Source organism: Parapedobacter koreensis, assembly GCF_900109365.1.
GTDB lineage: Bacteria > Bacteroidota > Bacteroidia > Sphingobacteriales > Sphingobacteriaceae > Parapedobacter > Parapedobacter koreensis.
On record NZ_FNZR01000009.1, the window covers coordinates 40,478 to 58,456 of the forward strand.

General features: G+C 50.6%; 10 protein-coding genes. 4 read left to right on the top strand and 6 right to left on the bottom strand.

The genetic code is table 11. The features are described 5' to 3' along the window. Nucleotides 1-152: 152 nt before the first annotated feature. A complete protein-coding gene (locus BMW65_RS18850; protein WP_143053930.1) occupies nt 153-1,292 on the top strand; it encodes a hypothetical protein in 1,140 nt (379 codons plus the stop codon). A gap of 93 nt (nt 1,293-1,385) precedes the next feature. Here BMW65_RS18850 and BMW65_RS18855 read toward each other — a convergent pair whose 3' ends face one another. Continuing rightward, on the bottom strand, nt 1,386-2,702 hold the full coding sequence (locus BMW65_RS18855; protein ID WP_090607806.1) for a sugar porter family MFS transporter: 1,317 nt from the start codon (nt 2,700-2,702) through the stop codon (nt 1,386-1,388). A 218-nt stretch (nt 2,703-2,920) separates the two neighbouring features. Here BMW65_RS18855 and BMW65_RS18860 point away from each other — a divergent pair, with 218 nt between their 5' ends. After that, the gene (locus BMW65_RS18860) at nt 2,921-6,280 is read left to right on the top strand and encodes a DUF5107 domain-containing protein (RefSeq protein ID WP_090607808.1); all 3,360 of its coding nucleotides are present in this window, start codon (nt 2,921-2,923) and stop codon (nt 6,278-6,280) included. A 6-nt stretch (nt 6,281-6,286) separates the two neighbouring features. On the opposite strand, the gene BMW65_RS18865 is transcribed toward BMW65_RS18860, so the two are convergent. Continuing rightward, complete coding sequence (locus tag BMW65_RS18865; protein ID WP_090607810.1) at nt 6,287-7,183, bottom strand: helix-turn-helix domain-containing protein; 897 nt, start codon at nt 7,181-7,183, stop codon at nt 6,287-6,289. Nucleotides 7,184-7,331: 148 nt separating this feature from the next. Here BMW65_RS18865 and BMW65_RS18870 point away from each other — a divergent pair, with 148 nt between their 5' ends. Beyond that, a complete protein-coding gene (locus tag BMW65_RS18870; RefSeq protein WP_090607812.1) occupies nt 7,332-8,288 on the top strand; it encodes an aldose epimerase family protein in 957 nt (318 codons plus the stop codon). 80 nt (nt 8,289-8,368) lie between these two features. Next, nucleotides 8,369-10,744: a glycoside hydrolase family 95 protein gene (locus BMW65_RS18875; protein ID WP_090607814.1), complete on the top strand. Its 2,376-nt coding sequence runs from the start codon at nt 8,369-8,371 to the stop codon at nt 10,742-10,744. 5 nt (nt 10,745-10,749) lie between these two features. Here the strand turns inward: BMW65_RS18875 and BMW65_RS18880 are convergent, their stop codons facing one another. From BMW65_RS18880 to BMW65_RS18895, 4 genes are read right to left on the bottom strand one after another with little or no spacing between them, the layout of a single operon-like run. Beyond that, entirely contained in the window at nt 10,750-12,351 is a 1,602-nt protein-coding gene (locus BMW65_RS18880) for a solute:sodium symporter family transporter (protein WP_090607816.1), read from the bottom strand. Continuing rightward, nucleotides 12,352-13,392, bottom strand: coding sequence for a GntR family transcriptional regulator (locus BMW65_RS18885; protein WP_090607818.1), 1,041 nt, complete (start codon nt 13,390-13,392; stop codon nt 12,352-12,354). It lies immediately after the preceding gene. 5 nt (nt 13,393-13,397) lie between these two features. Further along, on the bottom strand, nt 13,398-15,428 hold the full coding sequence (locus BMW65_RS18890) for an alpha-amylase family protein (protein WP_143053931.1): 2,031 nt from the start codon (nt 15,426-15,428) through the stop codon (nt 13,398-13,400). Between the two features lies 1 nt (nt 15,429). Next, the gene (locus BMW65_RS18895; RefSeq protein ID WP_245747693.1) at nt 15,430-17,634 is read right to left on the bottom strand and encodes an alpha-galactosidase; all 2,205 of its coding nucleotides are present in this window, start codon (nt 17,632-17,634) and stop codon (nt 15,430-15,432) included. Between the last annotated feature and the right edge of the window lie 345 nt (nt 17,635-17,979).

Here is a 17,979-nt window from a genome sequence, read left to right on the forward strand (position 1 = left end):
ATCTGAACACCGCAAGACGGTGGACGCATCTAAAACTGCTGAAAAAGCTGGCTTTCGTATTTCTTTTCTTGATTAGCTCATCGGTTGGAATTGGGCAAACGGACAAGACCTTTGTTTACGTTCTGTCCCCAAATTCGGCTAACATTATCCATGTGAATCATGCTATCTCAGGTGGCAATGGCTCAGGCGATTCATGGACCAACGCCATCTCTGAACTGGCCAATGCTTTGCGGTGGGCACGCGAGCAATGGGGAAAAGATGGGACTTGCGCCTCTTGGGATGAAGCAAATCCACTGCAAATATGGGTGGCGGCGGGTATTTATAAACCGTTGTACCATGCTGGAGATGATCGATATATGGTTGATGGAGGGCGTGACAATGCCTTTGTTTTGGTGCCACACGTAAAGCTTTACGGTGGTTTTCCTGCTGACGCTACCAATGACACGGGCATGGACGACCGCGATTGGGAAGCTAATAGGACGATCTTAAGTGGTGATTTCAATGACGATGACCTATTTGACGAGGCGGTTGGCTGGATGATGAGCGGTAATGAAGAGAATGCTTACCACATAGTGGTCTCGGCCGGGAACGTTGGTACGGCCGGGTTGGATGGTTTTACGGTGACGGGAGGCAATGCGGATGGAAATGGAATACACAGCCTTCAGGTGAACGGGTTGGATATAAGTAGGATGCGGGGTGGCGGAATAGTTAACCACTATACTTCTCCTATATTGACCAACCTGGTCATCAACGGCAACAGTACGGTGGGTGGTGGCGGTGGGATGGACAACCGCTGCGCTTCGCCAGTGCTTACAAACGTGACAATTAGCGACAACTTGGCAAACTACGGTGGCGGAATGGCGAATTCGTTTTGCGCCGCACCGACATTAGTTAATATGACTATCAAAGGCAACGCCGTGCCGAATGATGGCGGGGGTGTCTACAATGCTGATCGTGCTTCCCCGGTGCTGACCGGAGTAACCATTACCGGCAATTTGGCGAATGGCAACGGCGGCGGGATGAGCAACCATGCTGATGCAAGCCCGGTATTGAATGATGTGATTATCCGCTGCAACGTGGCCGCGAATGGCGGTGGATTGTTTAATGCTGGCAACGTTTCACTCACGTTGACCAATGTAGTTATCAGGGACAACTCGGCGGGCGATGGTGGTGGAATATATGTCGCTAGCCATAATGTGTCCATGATGCTGACTGATGTGGTCGTCGGAGGTAATTCGGCATTAGACGGTAGCAGTGATATAAGTATTATCGAAAACCGGAAAAAAGATTAAATAGAGGGAAACTATTCGCCGAGCCTGCCGACAGCACCTTGGCTGTGTGAGCTATCAGGAAGCGGTAGATACCTGATGGTGTTGGCCTTGCGCTCAACCCGCTTCATCAAGACTTCTGCCCTTCGTCTCCGGCACGAAACGCCAGAGGAATACAAAATACACAGCACAGATGCAGGCAAAGAGCAAGAATGTCTGCGCAGTGGAAAATCGATCCACAATGACGGGGAATGCATACGTCAATGCGAAGCAGGCTACCCAAAGCATCGTAGAGGATACAGCCACGGCCAGCTCACGCACTTTTGCCGGGAATATTTCCGAAATCAGTACCCAGGTGACCGGAGCTAATGTAGCAGCGTAGGTAGCAATAAATGCCAATACACTGGCACTAAGCAGGTACCCCGAAAACAGTTCCTGATAAAAACAATAAGCGATGAGCGCAAGGAAAAAGGCCATCAGCCCGGCTCCGGAAAGCATCAGCCGTTTACGGCCAACGCGATCGACCAGTTGCATAGCCAGCAGCGTGAAGAGCAAATTGACCGAGCCAATGAGCAACTGCTGGAAAAGCTGATCGCTGATGCTCATCCCCGCTTTCTCAAAAATAATGGGTGCATAAAACAAGACGGCATTAGCCCCCGATATCTGCTGAAATATGGCAATGGTAACACCAATGACCAACAAGGGTAATACGCCTTTTGCAAAAAGCACCTGAATGGGTGCGCTTTTCACGGGGTTGCTGGCCTGCTGGCTAATCAACATCATTTCACGATCCACCTCACCAGGGGGCAATAGTCGCTCCAACACCTTCCGGCCACGCGCCGCATGCCCTTTCCTGATCAGCCACCGTGGACTTTCCGGAATGAAGAATACGCCTAAAAAGAACAAGGTAGCGGGTACCGCCCCACTTCCAAACATCCAGCGCCAATTGCCCTCAAGCGGCGCAAGCAAGTAATTGGACGTATAGGCCAGGAGAATACCGATGACGATAGCCAGCTGATTGATGGAGACCATCCGGCCACGGACGGCGGCTGGGCTAACCTCAGCGATATACAAAGGTGACAGTACCGAAGCACCGCCTACGCCAATGCCGGCCAGGATACGCCATACGATGAGGGATTGGGAAGTCGCCGCCAGCCCCATCATGATGGAAGAAACCGCAAATACCACGGCAGCAAATATCAGCGGCCGTTTGCGGCCCAGCCGCTTGGTCAACCAGCCGGTAATCAACGCGCCAATCATGCACCCTACATACAGGCTACTGGCTATCCAACCCAAAGCCGCCGCATCCAACTGGAAATGCGGCTGGATAAACGGTATGGTTCCGGAGAATATGGCAATGTCAAATCCGAACAACAGGCCACCTAATGCGGCGACCAAACTGATGAGCCATGCTTGGCGGTATGTTGTATTCATGCTTGGAAGGGTCTATCTTTTGGATGGGGCTAAAATAAAGAAATCGGCTACACGCCGAAATGGAAAATACCTTACAAACAATGGACTTTCTTATCATCGGTTTTTGCGCATAAGGCTGAAAGAAAATAATCCAGCTTTAATCCAGCTTTATCCATTTTGGGTGATAGGATAACCCCTAAATTTGCGTTGAATCTTCATATAACTACACTTATAAACTTATGAATACCGGCGTAACGATTTGGACCGAAAGCATTAGTCTCCCCACATATCCCTCAGGCAAGCCCGAAAAGAATCCGATGTTTCTGGAAAAACGGGTATACCAAGGCAGTAGTGGCGTGGTGTATCCTTATCCGGTCATCGAGAAAATCGAGGATGAAAAAGTGGATCAACAATACCAGGCACTTTTTTTGGAAAACGACTATGTGAAAATCATGATCCTGCCCGAATTGGGGGGGCGTGTGCAGATGGCTTATGATAAAATCCGCCAACGCCACTTTATCTATTACAACCAGGTGGTCAAGCCGGCATTAGTGGGCCTCACGGGCCCCTGGATATCGGGCGGCATCGAATTCAATTGGCCTCAGCACCATCGGCCCAGCACGTTTTTGCCGGTAGATTACACCATACAGGAACATGCAAACGGAGCCAAAACCATATGGGTCAATGAGGTGGAAATCATGTTTCGTACCAAGGGAATGGCGGGTTTTACATTATATCCTGATAAAGCCTACCTGGAGATCGAAGCACGGCTTAGCAACCGCACGCCTTTCCCGCAGACGTTCTTATGGTGGGCCAACCCGGCGGTGAAGGTGAATGATCATTACCAATCGATCTTCCCGCCGGATGTACATGCGGTATTTGATCATGGCAAGCGGGATGTTTCCAGCTTCCCGATAGCCACGGGCACGTATTACAAAATGGACTATTCCCCCGGCACGGATATATCGAAATATAAAAACATCCCCGTGCCTACTTCATTCATGGCCGTAGGCTCCAAATATGATTTCATGGGGGGGTATGAACACGACGTTAAAGCAGGTGTATTGCACGTGGCCAACCACCACACCGTGCCGGGCAAAAAACAATGGACCTGGGGCAATGCGGACTTCGGCCAAGCTTGGGATCGCAATCTCACGGACGCGGACGGGCCCTATATCGAGCTGATGACCGGGGCTTATACCGATAACCAGCCTGACTTCTCTTGGCTACAACCCAATGAAGCGAAAAATTTCGTGCAGTACTTTATGCCTTATGCCGAAATCGGCATGGTCAAAAATGCCTCGAAAGACTTTGCCTTGAACCTGGAAATGCAAGACGGAAAACTCGTCATTGGTATATACGCCACAGGTACGTTTCCCGAGGCACACATATGCTTAACGAAAAAGGGATCGACCTATTGGAGCGAAACGACAACCTTATCGCCCGCGAACGCCTATGTCAAGCAAATCGACACCGTCCCCTCCGACGTGCCCGAATGGGACCAGTATGCGCTGGAAGTGTATGATGAGGAAGGAAATTTATTGCTGGCTTATCAGCCGGAAAAACACGAAGAAAAAGAACTGCCCGATCCGGCGACTCCGGCACCACCTCCCACCGAGGTGGGTACCACCGAAGAGCTTTACCTCCATGGCCTGCACCTGGAGCAATACCGCCATGCAACCTTCGATCCGCTTGCCTACTACCAAGAGGCACTAAGGCGTGATAGTGGGGATCTGCGCAACAACAACGCCATCGGATTGTGGTTGCTGCGGCGGGGTGCGTTTGATGAGGCAGAAGCGCATTTCAGAACAGCGCTTGCCCGGCTCACGATGCGCAACACCAACCCGTATGATGGCGAAGTGCTGTACAACCTGGCCTACACGCGCTTTTATAACGAGGCGTGGGCAGAAGCCTACGACCTGTTTTATAAAGCCGCATGGAACGCCGCATGGAAAGACAGTGCCTACCTCATGCTGGGCCGTATCGATCTGCACTTGCAACGCTATGAATGGGCACTCCGGCACATTGCCGAATCCCTCGTGCGCAATGCGCATAGCAGCCAGGCCCTCCACCTCAGGCTTGTGGCGCTCCGAAAGTTACAGCGCTACGACGAGGCCTTGGCGCTAGCGGCCGCGGCATTGGATCTCGATCCGTTTAACTACGGGGTCTATGTGGAGTGCTACCTTCTGCATGAGACTTGCGGCAGCGTGGAGTCGGCCACACAGGCGAAACATACGGCCATCGGGCTTATGCAGGATAGAACAGCCACCTATATTGAATATGCGCTTGACTATGACTGCGCGGGATGCTATGAAGAAGCGCTATTGTTTTTGGATTGGGCAGCCGAGGACGACAGGCAAGCCCAGCATCCCCTACTCCACTACCACTTGGGATATTTACATACCAAAGTCGGCAATGCCGAGAAGGCAACCGCTGCATACCAACGTGCTGCCGCCTGCCCGCCGGACTTTTGCTTCCCCAACCGCGTGGAGGATATGCTGGCACTGGAAGCCGCCTTGCAAGACCAGCCGCAGGATGCCAAGGCTTACCACTACCTGGGAAACTATTGGTATGGTAAGCGCATGCATGATAAAGGTATCCGTGCATGGGAGCAGTCCACCGCACGGGATCCGCACTACCCCACGGCGAAACGCAACCTCGCCCTGGCTTATTATAACAAGAAACAGGACTACCAGGAAGCCAAGCGGCTATTGGAAGAGGCCTTCAACCTGGATACCACAGATGCCCGGATATTGATGGAACTCGACCAGCTGTACAAATTGCAGCAAATAAGCCCGCAAGAGCGGCTTGCTAAACTGGATCAACTCCCCGCATTGGTGGCCGAGCGTGACGACCTGTATTTGGAGCGCATCACCCTGTTAAACTGGCTGGGAAGGTACCAGGAGGCTTTCCAACTGCTCACCGCCCGCAATTTCCATCCGTGGGAAGGTGGCGAAGGCAAGGTCACGGGGCAATACCTGATTGCCGGAACTGCACTGGCTAAGCAAGCGCTACTGGACAACCAACCAATGGAAGCGCTCCAGCAGCTCCAGTCGCTGCAACATTATCCGCACAACCTGGGTGAAGGAAAACTGCCCAACGCTCCTGAAAACGACCTGCATTACCTGATGGCGACTGCTTTTGAACGAATGGGCGACGGAGTCAATGCCGCCAATCACCTGCGAGAAGCGACAAAAGGCGATGACGAGCCGGTCCAAGCCATCTTTTACAATGACCCGCAACCCGACCAGATTTTTTATCAAGGATTGGCTTGGCGAAAACTTGGCAACATCGAGAAAGCGGCGGAAATCTTCCAAAAATTACATGATTTTGGCACTCGTCATATGGATGACAAGATAGCTATTGACTACATGGCCGTTTCGTTGCCGGACCTCCTTGTTTTTGAACAAGATCTGTCAGCGAAGAACCGCATACACTGCTTGTATATGATCGGACTGGCCACGCTTGGAAAAGCGGATTACCAGCAAGCCAAGCGTCTTTTTGAGGAGGTGCTCGGATTGAACAATAGCCATATGGGTGCACAGGTACACTTGGAAATGATTGGCTTCCTGCAGCAAATCGAGGCACTCAATGTATAAGGTGCATCAGGCACGCTGCTCCAAGTTATTGCGGTATACCGTGGGGGATACGGTCATGTGTTCCTTGAACAACCTGGAGAAGTAATACTGGTCATCAAATCCGATTTCGAGGGAAATCTCTGAGATACGCTTGTCCGAAAATTGAAGCAAGTGGCAAGCCCGTTGTATCTTCAGGTGATTGAGGTACTCAATGGGCGAATAGCCGGTCTTATGCTTGAATAGCTTTGAAAAGTGGGATACCGACAAACAAACGTGGCTTGAAATATCCGTCAGTGTTATCTTCCGGCTGAGGTTTGCCTTTAAAAAAGCAATGGCTTTTTCAACCACGTCGTGCTCTGCCAGACCGCTTACATCATTGAATTTTTCGGAGAATAAATACCCGCTAAGGAAATAAGGGAGCGACAGCGCGATGAATTCGAAGTTTTCCTTGGCATACCCCTGAAGCAGCAGGTTGTACATCCTGTTGAACAACTCAATATGCTGCTCACCCATGATCAACGTGTTGTTCTGCTTCAGCACCTTGCCGTAAATCCGATCAGCAACCACTGGCGCTTGGGTACCGCCGAAATGCATCCAATAGATGGTCCACGGAAAATGTTCATCGGCTTTGTAGAAGTGTTTTTTCTCAGCCGGAATCAAGATGAATTCATTCACGGCAAGGTGATGCCGCTGGCCGTCCACGATGACTGCACCTTTTCCATCCACACAATGAATCAGGATATGCTCCCTGCATCCACGGGTACGTTTGCAAAAATGGTGCATCGCCTTTGGATAGTACCCGATATCGGTAATATTGAAACTGTTCGAAATCGGGTTAGCTTTGTATTGTTCTACGACTACAGGCGGCACAATGATTCGCCGTTCACCGTCAAAACCTTCTTCTTTTTTTAAAATCATTGTCATGTTCGTCTATACCTATGGTCAAAAAAGAATATAATCCATTATAATGAATGATAATTCTATGAATCAAGCAGTCCGCAAGGAATATATTTGTTATCAAACAATATTATGAACCTTTTTTCAGAAATGAAAATTATTTGCATGAGATAGCATGATGGAGCAATATGTCATTGAAAACCGCAACGGAATGCGGGCGGGCATCCTCAACCGGGGAGCTACCATTACCGAACTATCATTGCCTACCCGACACGGCGGGCGGGTCAATACCGTATTGGCTTATCCACAGCCCGAAGACTACCTTACCGACCGCTATTACGTGGGTACAACAATAGGACGGTATGCCAACCGGATTGCCAACGGCCGTTTTATGCTGGGCGACTCTGCCTGCCAGCTTACCGTGAATGAAGTGGGGTGCAACAATCACCTCCATGGGGGACTCCACGGGTTTGATAAAAAATGGTGGTCAGTGGCCAAACACACCGCTGAAGAAATCGTGCTTCGTTGTGAAAGCCATGACGGCGAGGAGGGATATCCCGGCTGCTTACAAGCGGAGGTCACCTACCGGGTGTCTGATGAAGATGTGCTGGAAGTGCATTATGCCGCAAAAACGGACAGAACAACCGTAGTGAGCTTGAGCAATCATAGCTATTTTAACCTGAGTAAGGACGCACCATCTATCCAAGGGCATACTGTCCGCGTGTATGCGGATAAATTCACCCCGCTGGATGGGCGTAACCTCCCCATAGGGGCAATCGCATCAGTAGCAGATACGGTCTTTGACCTCCGACAGGGAAGCGATGTGAATGAGGTGATGGACTGCATCGTTAACACCAACTACGCCTTCGATCATACAGGAAACACGCTCGCCGTAATGGCGGTATTGACCGATAAGGAATCCGGCAGGATGCTCACCATTAGTTCAGACTATCCGGGCATGCAGCTGTATTTCGGCAATTTTCTGGGTGGGTATTTTAGTCTATGTCAAGGTATTTGCCTGGAACCGCAATACTTTCCCGACTCACCGAACAATAGCCATTTTCCTTCGGCGATACTTGAACCTGGCGAACATTATAAGCATACCATTAACTATAAATTTTCAAAATTTTAGTACCATTGCCAAAAAAGTGCCCCGCGCAATAGTTGTAAATCATTACGCCGGGGGACTGAGGAAAATCAAATCAATCGACAATGTTAAATACCAAATGGTTGGGCAGATCGATGGGCATCTTGTGGTTGCTATCCACATTTGGCACCACAAATGCAAGAACTGCCTATGAGCAAAAAGACGAAAATCTACAATTGTGGTACGACAAGCCAGCCCAGCAATGGGAAGAAACTATTCCGCTGGGCAATGGTAAAATCGGCATGATGCCGGATGGTGGTTTGCGTGAGGAGGCCATCGTATTGAACGATATCACGCTGTGGTCCGGTAGCCCGCAGGATGCCAACAACTATGAAGCGCACAAATACCTCCCGCGTATACGCCAACTGCTGCGTGAGGGAAAAAATGATGAAGCGCAGCAACTGGTGGATGCTCATTTTATCTGCGAAGGCTCCGGCTCTGGCGGGAAACAGTGGGGATGCTTCCAAACCATGGGAACCTTGCAACTGGCATATGGCTATGATGAGACGGCAGTCGGCGAACCAACCGGCTACAGGCGTCGGCTTGATCTGAATGACGCGCGCTCCACCACGGCTTTTTCCTTAGGCGGTACCCGTTATTTGCGGGAATACATTACCAGCTTTGGGGATGACGTAGGTGTCATTAAGCTCCAGGCCGACCAGTCGGGAAAAATCAATGTGCGTATTACCGTGGGCCGCCCCGAACGTGCGACCACCCAGACAGTGGGCGAAGAGCTTCAACTGATCGGACAACTTGATAATGGCATGGATGGAAAAGGCATGCGGTTTATCACCCGCATCCGGGCAAAGGCAACGGGCGGCGTGCTGCAAATGACAGAGGATGCCTTGATCATCCAGCAGGCTGACGCTGCCGAAATTTACCTGACCACCGCTACGGATTTCAGGGAAACGGACTACCTAAATGCTTCCGCAAATACGTTGGCAGAAGCGATGCGCAAGTCCTATGCCGACCAGTTGCGGCAGCACACCGCAAACTACCAACGGATCTTCAAACGGTTGCATATCCATATCGGGGAATCCACCGCTCATGAATTGCCTACCAACGAGCGGCTGGTTCGATTTGTGGAAAATGCAGACGCCGATCCGCAAATGGCGGCGTTGTTTTTCCAATATGGTAGGTATCTGAGCATCAGCAGCACACGGATAGGCCTTTTGCCTCCCAACCTGCAGGGGCTTTGGGCCAACCAGTTGCAGACCCCCTGGAATGGCGACTACCACCTGGACGTGAATGTGCAGATGAATCACTGGCATCTTGATGCAGCCAACCTCGGTGAATTGAACCTGCCACTGGTGGAACTGGTAAAAGGACTGGTAAAAAACGGAAGCCGGACTGCTAAAGCTTATTATCAGGCCGACGGCTGGGTGGCGCATGTAATTACCAATGTATGGGGTTTTACAGAGCCGGGGGAATCAGCTTCCTGGGGTGTGGCCAATGCAGGGTCGGGATGGCTATGCAATAACCTCTGGCAGCACTACGAATACAGTGGCGATACCGACTACCTGCACGATATCTATCCGATCTTGAAAGGTGCGGCCCAATTCTACAACAGCTGCCTGATGGAGCATCCGGAAACGGGCTGGTTGGTAACGGGGCCTTCGGTATCTCCGGAAAATGCATTCCAGCTGGCCAATGGAAATCATGCCAATGTGTGCATGGGCCCGGCCATCGACAACCAGATAACACGTGAGTTATTCACGAATCTCATCCATGCAGACGAGGTATTAGGCTTGGGCGATCCGTTTTGCGACACGCTACGTGCAAAGATACGCCGCCTTCCGCCTCCGGTGCAGGTAGCTGCTGATGGGCGTATCATGGAGTGGCTGGAGCCTTACCAAGAGGTCGATCCGCAGCATCGGCATATTTCCCACTTGTACGGCCTATTTCCTGCCAACCAGATTTCAACCGACCGTACTGGCGAATGGGCAGAAGCGGCGGCCAAATCTTTGGCCGTGCGCGGCGACGACGGCCCGAGCTGGGCTATTGCCTACAAGATGATTTTCTGGGCACGGCTAAAGGACGGCGAACATGCCTATAAACTATTTAGGCAGCTATTGACACCCCGCGTGGAGACCCATATCAATTATGGGGCGGGTGGCGGCACCTATGCTAACCTATTTACTGCTGGCCCGCCCTTTCAGATTGATGGCAATTTTGGCGGTGCGGCTGCCATCGCGGAGATGCTCATCCAAAGCCAGGACGGCTATATCGAATTGTTGCCGTCGCTCCCCCGTGCTTGGCAGGCAAAGGGTTCCGTCAGTGGGCTGAGGGCACGGGGCAACGTGACCATCGATGTGGCTTGGGAAAACGGCCAAGTGACCGACTATGCAGTCTACGCTACCCATCCGGGAAGCGTGGATGTGAAGGTAAACGGGCAACTGAAAAAAGTAAGCATGCGTCCGCTAAACATGGAATCGATGTAAACATATTATGTGGCAACACCCCATTTAGAAAAAACGACGTAAAGGCTCAGCATTGCCAATATAAGCAACAGCGATGCCCAATGCCGACGCTTCCATGGTGCCAACCCAACAACATCTGGCACGAATTCAGCGGTTTGGTGCCGCTGCATGGGCCATCGGCGGCCGATGGCCAACATCAATAACGATGTTGCCCCAAACAGGATAGCCAGCACATGGAGGAAATGGAGGCTGATATCCAGCACATATTGGCAGGTAAAATAACTTACCATAAAAAACAACAGGCCTGCCTTGGCGGCGGAGGGTGGCACCCGTTTGGTAAGAAACCCGATGACTACTATCGTGAAAATGGGGATACTGAACAAACCTGACACCTTTTGCAAGTAGGTATAGAAACCGCTGTGCGCAAACAGGATAAATGGTGCGGTAAACATCGCAAGCAGCGAGACGGCTATTTCAAACCGCTTACCGACACGAACAAGTTCGCCGTCGGTCGTCACGTGGCTCCGTTTGGCCTGATAGGGCTTGTAAATATTCAGCACGAACAAGGTACTGCTACCATGGAGGCCGGCGTTGTATGTGGTCATGGCCGCCCCGAAAACCAGGGCGGCTGTCAGGCCCAGCAACACACTGGGGAGCACATGGGCAGCCAGCACCGAAAATACCGATGCCGTATTTTCAATGCTGGGGTACAGGTGCACAGCGATAAGTCCAGGCAAATTGATGAGTACCGGGGTCACCAGCTTGCCCACAGCGGCAAACGCCATACCTTTCTGGGCATGTGCCAGGTTTTTTGCGACCAGCACCTGCTGGACAATATATTGTTCCATGCCCCAATAATAGATATTGACCAGCAACATACCCGTAAACAAGGTGCTGAAAGGTACGGCATCCGTTGCTGAACCGATGGCATTTAAATGCGTGGTGTGTTTGGTGAGCAACGCGGTCAGTCCCCCCACGATGTTGCCGTTGCCTAAGGTCTTCAATGCAAACCAAGGTAGGCAGATACCGATAATGAGCAACCCGCCGCCCAACACGGTATCTGAAATGGTGATGGCCTTCAACCCGCCCACAATGGTGTAGATACTTCCCACCAAACCAAGTATCCAAACCATGATCCAGATACATTGCCAATACGACACGCCAAACCAGGTGGGCAAATCGAACATGCCCGTCATGGCCACGGCACCGCCATAAAGAACCGGCGGTAGCAAATTGACCATGTAACTCAGTAAAAAGATGATCGATACCAGCCGCTTTGTCCCTTCATCATACCGATCGGCAAGGAAATCAGGCGTCGTAACCATACCACCCTTAAAATAGACCGGCAGCAAAAACTCGGACACCAGGAGCATCGCCACAACAGACGTGACTCCCCACGCCATGACAGACAGGTTATTTACATAAACCGACTCGTTCTCGCCGATAAACTGATTGGCGCTGAGGTTGGTAAGCAACAGGGAGCCAGCAACGACCAGGTAATTGTTGTTTTTTCCCGCCAAGAAAAGGCCCGAAACCGACCTTAGGTTGACCGAACGGGTCTTATACCAGGAGATAACCGCGACGAGTACGGTACAAGCGACAAAACTTATGGCAACTGTAGCATTCAATCAAAGTGATTTACGAAGGTACAACGCCGTGGGCACCACCTGCTGGATTTTTTCACGGGTAAGCACATAATTGGCTGCCAGTCTACCCATTTCCGCAAAATCGGCGGAAAAAGTCGTAATGCCACCCGCAATGATTTCTTTGACCACGTCGTCATTATGTGCCAACACGGCGAGATCCTTACCCAGTTTCCATTTTTTGCCCATCACATCTTTCAGGATGGCATAAAGCTCCGGATTGTGGATGGTGAAATACACCTTATTCTTCTCAATACTGCCAGGTTCATAGTGCTTTTTCACGGTACCTTTCAAGCCAGCGTCCTTCAGGAATTTACGGAAAGATTGCAGGATTTCAGGGGGTTCTGCCGTATGCTTCCGGAAGAAAAAGATGATTTCGTCATAGGCGGCCAGCTTGGGTGCCAACTGCTGAAACACGTTGTAGGAGGACAACCGAAATTCCTGTGTGATATAGGAATAATCTTCGCCAAGTGCCACATGACGGTCAATCACCAACAGCTTGAACGGCGGGATGGTAGTCAACAACGCTTTGATGCGATCGGTAGGTATCGGTGCCACAATATACAATCCATAATGGCCTGCAATCCGGTTGAAGATGGCTTCGAACACATCCGGATTATTGTGGTGGAAATATAGGTCTATGTGGATATCTTTTCCGATATGGGTTTTCAGGCTATCATAGAGCGTTTCCTGGAAGGTGTCAAAAGCATACATCAGTAGCGCAACCTTTTGCTGCTGACGGATATTGCCGCTGATGACAAAATAGCCTTTGCGGTTTTTCGAAGCGATGACACCCCGCTCCATCAACTCCTTGTAGGCTTTTACGATGGTCTCGCGTGCGTACCCCAATTCGCTGATCATCGTATTGACGGAAGGCAGTGCGGCATTCGTGCGCAGCCCGCCCTCATCAATGGCATCCAAAACACCTTGTACCAGCTGCTCATGCTTGGAGAGCGACTGCAAATTTTCCAACGCACGGATCTTTTGGATGACAAAAGTGACAGGATCGACCTGGTTTATCCCCATAGACGTTAGTTTTCTTTTGTAATCCGGTAAATATAGGCACCTTCTCCGTCAAAATCCACAACAAAATGTTGCTTAAACGATGTGCCACTGTCATCCAGCAACTCCGTAGCTTGATAAGTAGCCTCCGGATCAAGCCCCAAAGCCGATACGTCCAAACGTTGCTTAGTAGATACTTTACGATAGTTGAATACCGCTAAATAGGTTTGCCCAGCTTCATGCCGGATAAATGCCCGGCTGGCGGACACCCCGGTATTTCCCTCCACGGGCCGGAACGTTTGGCCGGTTTGGATCAGCGTTTTTACCGCAGGCCGTTGCAGCCAGTTTTTGACATGCTGCTGCCACGGAGCACTAATGGAATAATCGTCTCCCAAGATAACCGGTCCGGTGACCAGCCCGGATATCAACCGGGCACGGTTTGCCCCGATACTTTCCTGCTCAAATACGAGGTGATCGGCATCGATATAGTCATACAGGAAATCTTGCCACCACCCATAGGAAACACTATTAAGTGTGTATTCCGTGTCTTTGATAGCCTTCCAGGCATCACACGCGATACGACGCATGTGCACATAACGTGCGGAGGCCAGCGAAGGGGAAATCGCCGCATATACGAGCATGGTATTGTCGAGCAGGTCACACAGGTATTCCATGCCGACGCGGTATGCCTGCATTCCGGTAGTCACTGATTTGTCGTAGAATCCGGTGGATTCAATGGCGGCATGGCCCAGAAAATCAATCTTAATCATCTTGAAACCACACGCTTTCAGCTTGTTGAGGACAAACTCCATGCGCTTTCGGGTGCCCGGATGGGTGGGATCCAAGGCACGACCGCCATCCAGATCGTGGTAACCGGTAGCCGTGCGTGTCCACATCTCGGAAAAACGGTATGTGCTGCCTTCGGCAACCCTGTCCTTTCTTCCGCGGTGCCCCCAATCGGTAAAAGGCGCCCAATAAACACCCGGCTGCAGGCCCCTGGCCTCACAATAGGCCACAAATTCATTCAGCCGGGAAAAATCACCCCGAAAGCCCCCCTGTACCATATTGTCCCAAAACGAATCCAAATCGATGTATGCCGTTCCGTCTTCGTTCCGGAAATCCGGCACCTCCGTATGGAAGAAATCGGCCACACCTGTAGCCTTTTCATAGGTCAGGTGTTCTTTGATGACGCCCCAACTGTTCCACCCTACGGGCGTAGCCTTATCCCACGCGGCGATGTAGCGGCCGTTCAAGGCTGCTGCCCGGGCATACATTTCCATGCCATCGCGCCAGTCATTGAAATAGCCAATGAAAATCTTGGGTGAAAAAACCGTGTCACCTTTTACTATGCCATGCGGCATGGAATCGCGCGTCACCGCCACATCGGTATAGCCAGCCCATACATCCAATTGCGTCAACGCCCCTCCCTTACCTGCACTACGTACGCCGGTTTTCCAATCGGTATGTACCAAGGAACCCGTTACCAATCCCTTTTTGGTCTTGTCATCATAGACGATACCTACTTCTGCACTGGTATTGGCGGTATCGCTAAGGGATTTGGCTTCGTACCGGATAAACGTATCGTTGTCGAAAGGTACAAACAGGGTATGTACCTCCCCTTGGGTATCCAGTGCTGCCCGGCGGGCCAATAACGGCGCCATGTAATTTGCACTGATCTGCTTGCCTGCTATTTCCAATTCCGTCATCAAAAACTCCCGGTTGGTGTAGCAATAGAAATGCTGCTTAATCTTAAGACCGCCATTAAGCTGCCACACCACCGTGTACTTCACGCCGGATCCCTCGGCATCGCTGAATGAAGCCTGGCTAAACGTGCGCTCAACGGCATCGCCGCTGCCATACGTCGTCCCGTTGATGACGACGGCTGCCGCCGCATCGCTGATTACCGGGAAATCACCGTAGCGGACACTATACCGTCCGCTTTGTAGGTCATACGTCAGCTCATTGGCTTTGCCAAAGGATGCTTTCAATTGGGCCTGCGCAGTTCCTACCCACAGGACGGTTACCATCGCGATGGTGATTAAAAAAGGTGTTCTGCCCATGTTATTCCGCTGTTAGCTGGAGGATGACACTTTCCCGGCCTTTCCTTACCTGTGGATTAAACCCTATTTTCATTAAGAAATCACCCGAATATACCTGCTCACTGTGTATGGGTGACGATGTACCCGGATACAGGTTTAGCTCGGATATCCGGTAGTTGCGTGCAGGATCCAGTCCCGCCAATTTTATGGGAAGGTGGCTGCCTTCATCATACCGGTTATTTACGAGGTAATTGAATAGCACCCCCGCTGCTTTCTCTTTGTCTACGAATAGCATGCTGGCCACGCTGCTTTCACGCGGATGGGTCAACCGGTACTGATCGCCATGCCACACGATCCCCTTTATGCCATTATAAGTTTGTACGGCGTTTTGGCAGAATTTCAGGTCGCTGTCATTCAAATGGTCGATGACGATATCAAAACCCAGTTTACCCATCATGGCGACATCCGTGCGGAATTTGATGGGCTGCTTTCCCCAATCCGTCACGTGGTTTGCGCTGGCAATCGCTGGATAGAAGTAGGAGTTTTCCCATTGGATGAAGATACGTTCCATAGGGTCGGTATTATCGCTGGGCCAATATTCAGTAAAATATTGCAGTGCAGCATAATCAACCCGGCCGCCACCGCCCGAACAGAGCATCAGGGGCACCGTGGGATACTTGGCCCGTACCCTTTCCAATACCTTGTACAATCCGCGTACATATTCGATATACAGATGCGACTGATTGTCCAAATGCGCGGAATAGGCATTGTAAATGACCGCGTTGCAATCCCATTTGATATACGCCAAATCCGGATTTTTGGTAAACAGATCATCCACCACGCCGAATACAAAGTCCTGCACTTCGGGGTTGCTCAAGTCCAATACCAATTGATTACGAAAATAGTATTCATCGCGTTTGGGTTGCTTAATGACCCAATCTGGATGTGTTTCATACAGTTCGCTCTTGGGATTCACCATTTCCGGCTCAATCCAGATACCGAATTTTACCCCGTTGGCGGAAGCCTCTTTCACCAGTGTACCGATGCCATTAGGAAGCTTCGTCCGATTCTCCGCCCAGTCGCCCAATCCGGCCGTATCCCCGTTGCGGGGGTATTTGTTGGCAAACCAGCCATCGTCCAGCAAGAACAAATCTACACCAAGCTTTTTGGTATCCTTCAACAGCGCTTTCAACTTGTCTTCGTTGAAGTCGAAGTAGGTAGCTTCCCAATTATTCAGCAACGTAAGCCGCTGCCCATTGCCATCCAGCAGCTTGTGGTTGCGCGCCCAATTGTGCAGGTTGCGGCTGGCAAGTCCTTTGCCTTCAGCAGAAAACGTATACATGAATACCGGCGTGGCAAACACCTCCCCAGCTTCCAGCGAATAATCGGATGCGTAATTGTTGATACCTGAAATAATCCGCAGGTTATTTTGCGGATCCAATTCGAGGTCGGTGCGGAAATTGCCGCTCCATTGCAGGGAGCCCAGCAACACCTCCCCCTCGCGTTCCGTTGCCGGCCTGTCCAATGAGACCATGAAAATAGGCGGCTGGAACAGATTGGCCCGCGTGCCTAACTTGGAATCCAACACTTTGATACCATGTGTTAGCTTTTCTTCTTCCGGCTGCATCTCACGGGCCCAGTCGCCAAAGTACTGCCGAAGCCAGTATTCGCCTGCTTTCAGGTGAAGGTTGGCCGATGCGAATTTGTGCAGCGTAACCGTTCCCTGCTCTTCATGTCTGATCTCGCTCCATTGCTCCACGACATCGTCATTGAAATAGGCTTTGTAAAACAAGCGCACTTCAAAGGGATAAGCTGGATCTTTCAATAGGATTTTCAGCAGGGATATCCCTTCTCCGACCTGCTCCAGTTCATGGCTCACATACCGCAAATCCAGCGATTTGTTGCCATCGGCATGGGTGACCGTGATGGCAGGTTCTACCAGATTGCGGGAGCCCGACGGCGTATAGGCCGAAGACAGCAGACCTGTATAATCAGTGGCCTGCCGATATGTACCCGGGATAGCCCCATATTCGGCCGCCTTACCCAACCGGCGACCTAAATAAATAATATTGACGTCTTTTTGTTCGCTCACCTGGAGCACTAGTGCGTGGCGCCGCGTTTCCAATGGAATAGTCTGAACCTGTGAAAAAGCAATGCCATAAAAGCAACAACACATCATCAGATTAGTCAGCAATAGCAGCCGCACACGTTTTTTTTGCATCATCATGAATAAAAGTTTCAATGTTCGTTTTAGTTTATAATCCAGCGGTCGAGCAGACATCAAGAATAATACTTTCCCATAGCTATTCTACTCTGTTCTATCGAACAAAAATAATATATTATTTATAGAATCAAATACTTCAAACAGATTTTAGTCGCTGGAATAAGAGTGCTGTCGCTTTTTTTGGGCCATATGAACCCTATACCCACAAAAAGTTAAAAATTATTTTGGCATTGATTTATTTTTTTCTACTATTGCATATATATAGTATAGTATAGTATAGTATAGATTGAGGGTGATACCAATTCAAAAACCAAGCTAATTATTATGATGCGACACTGTACATCAGAA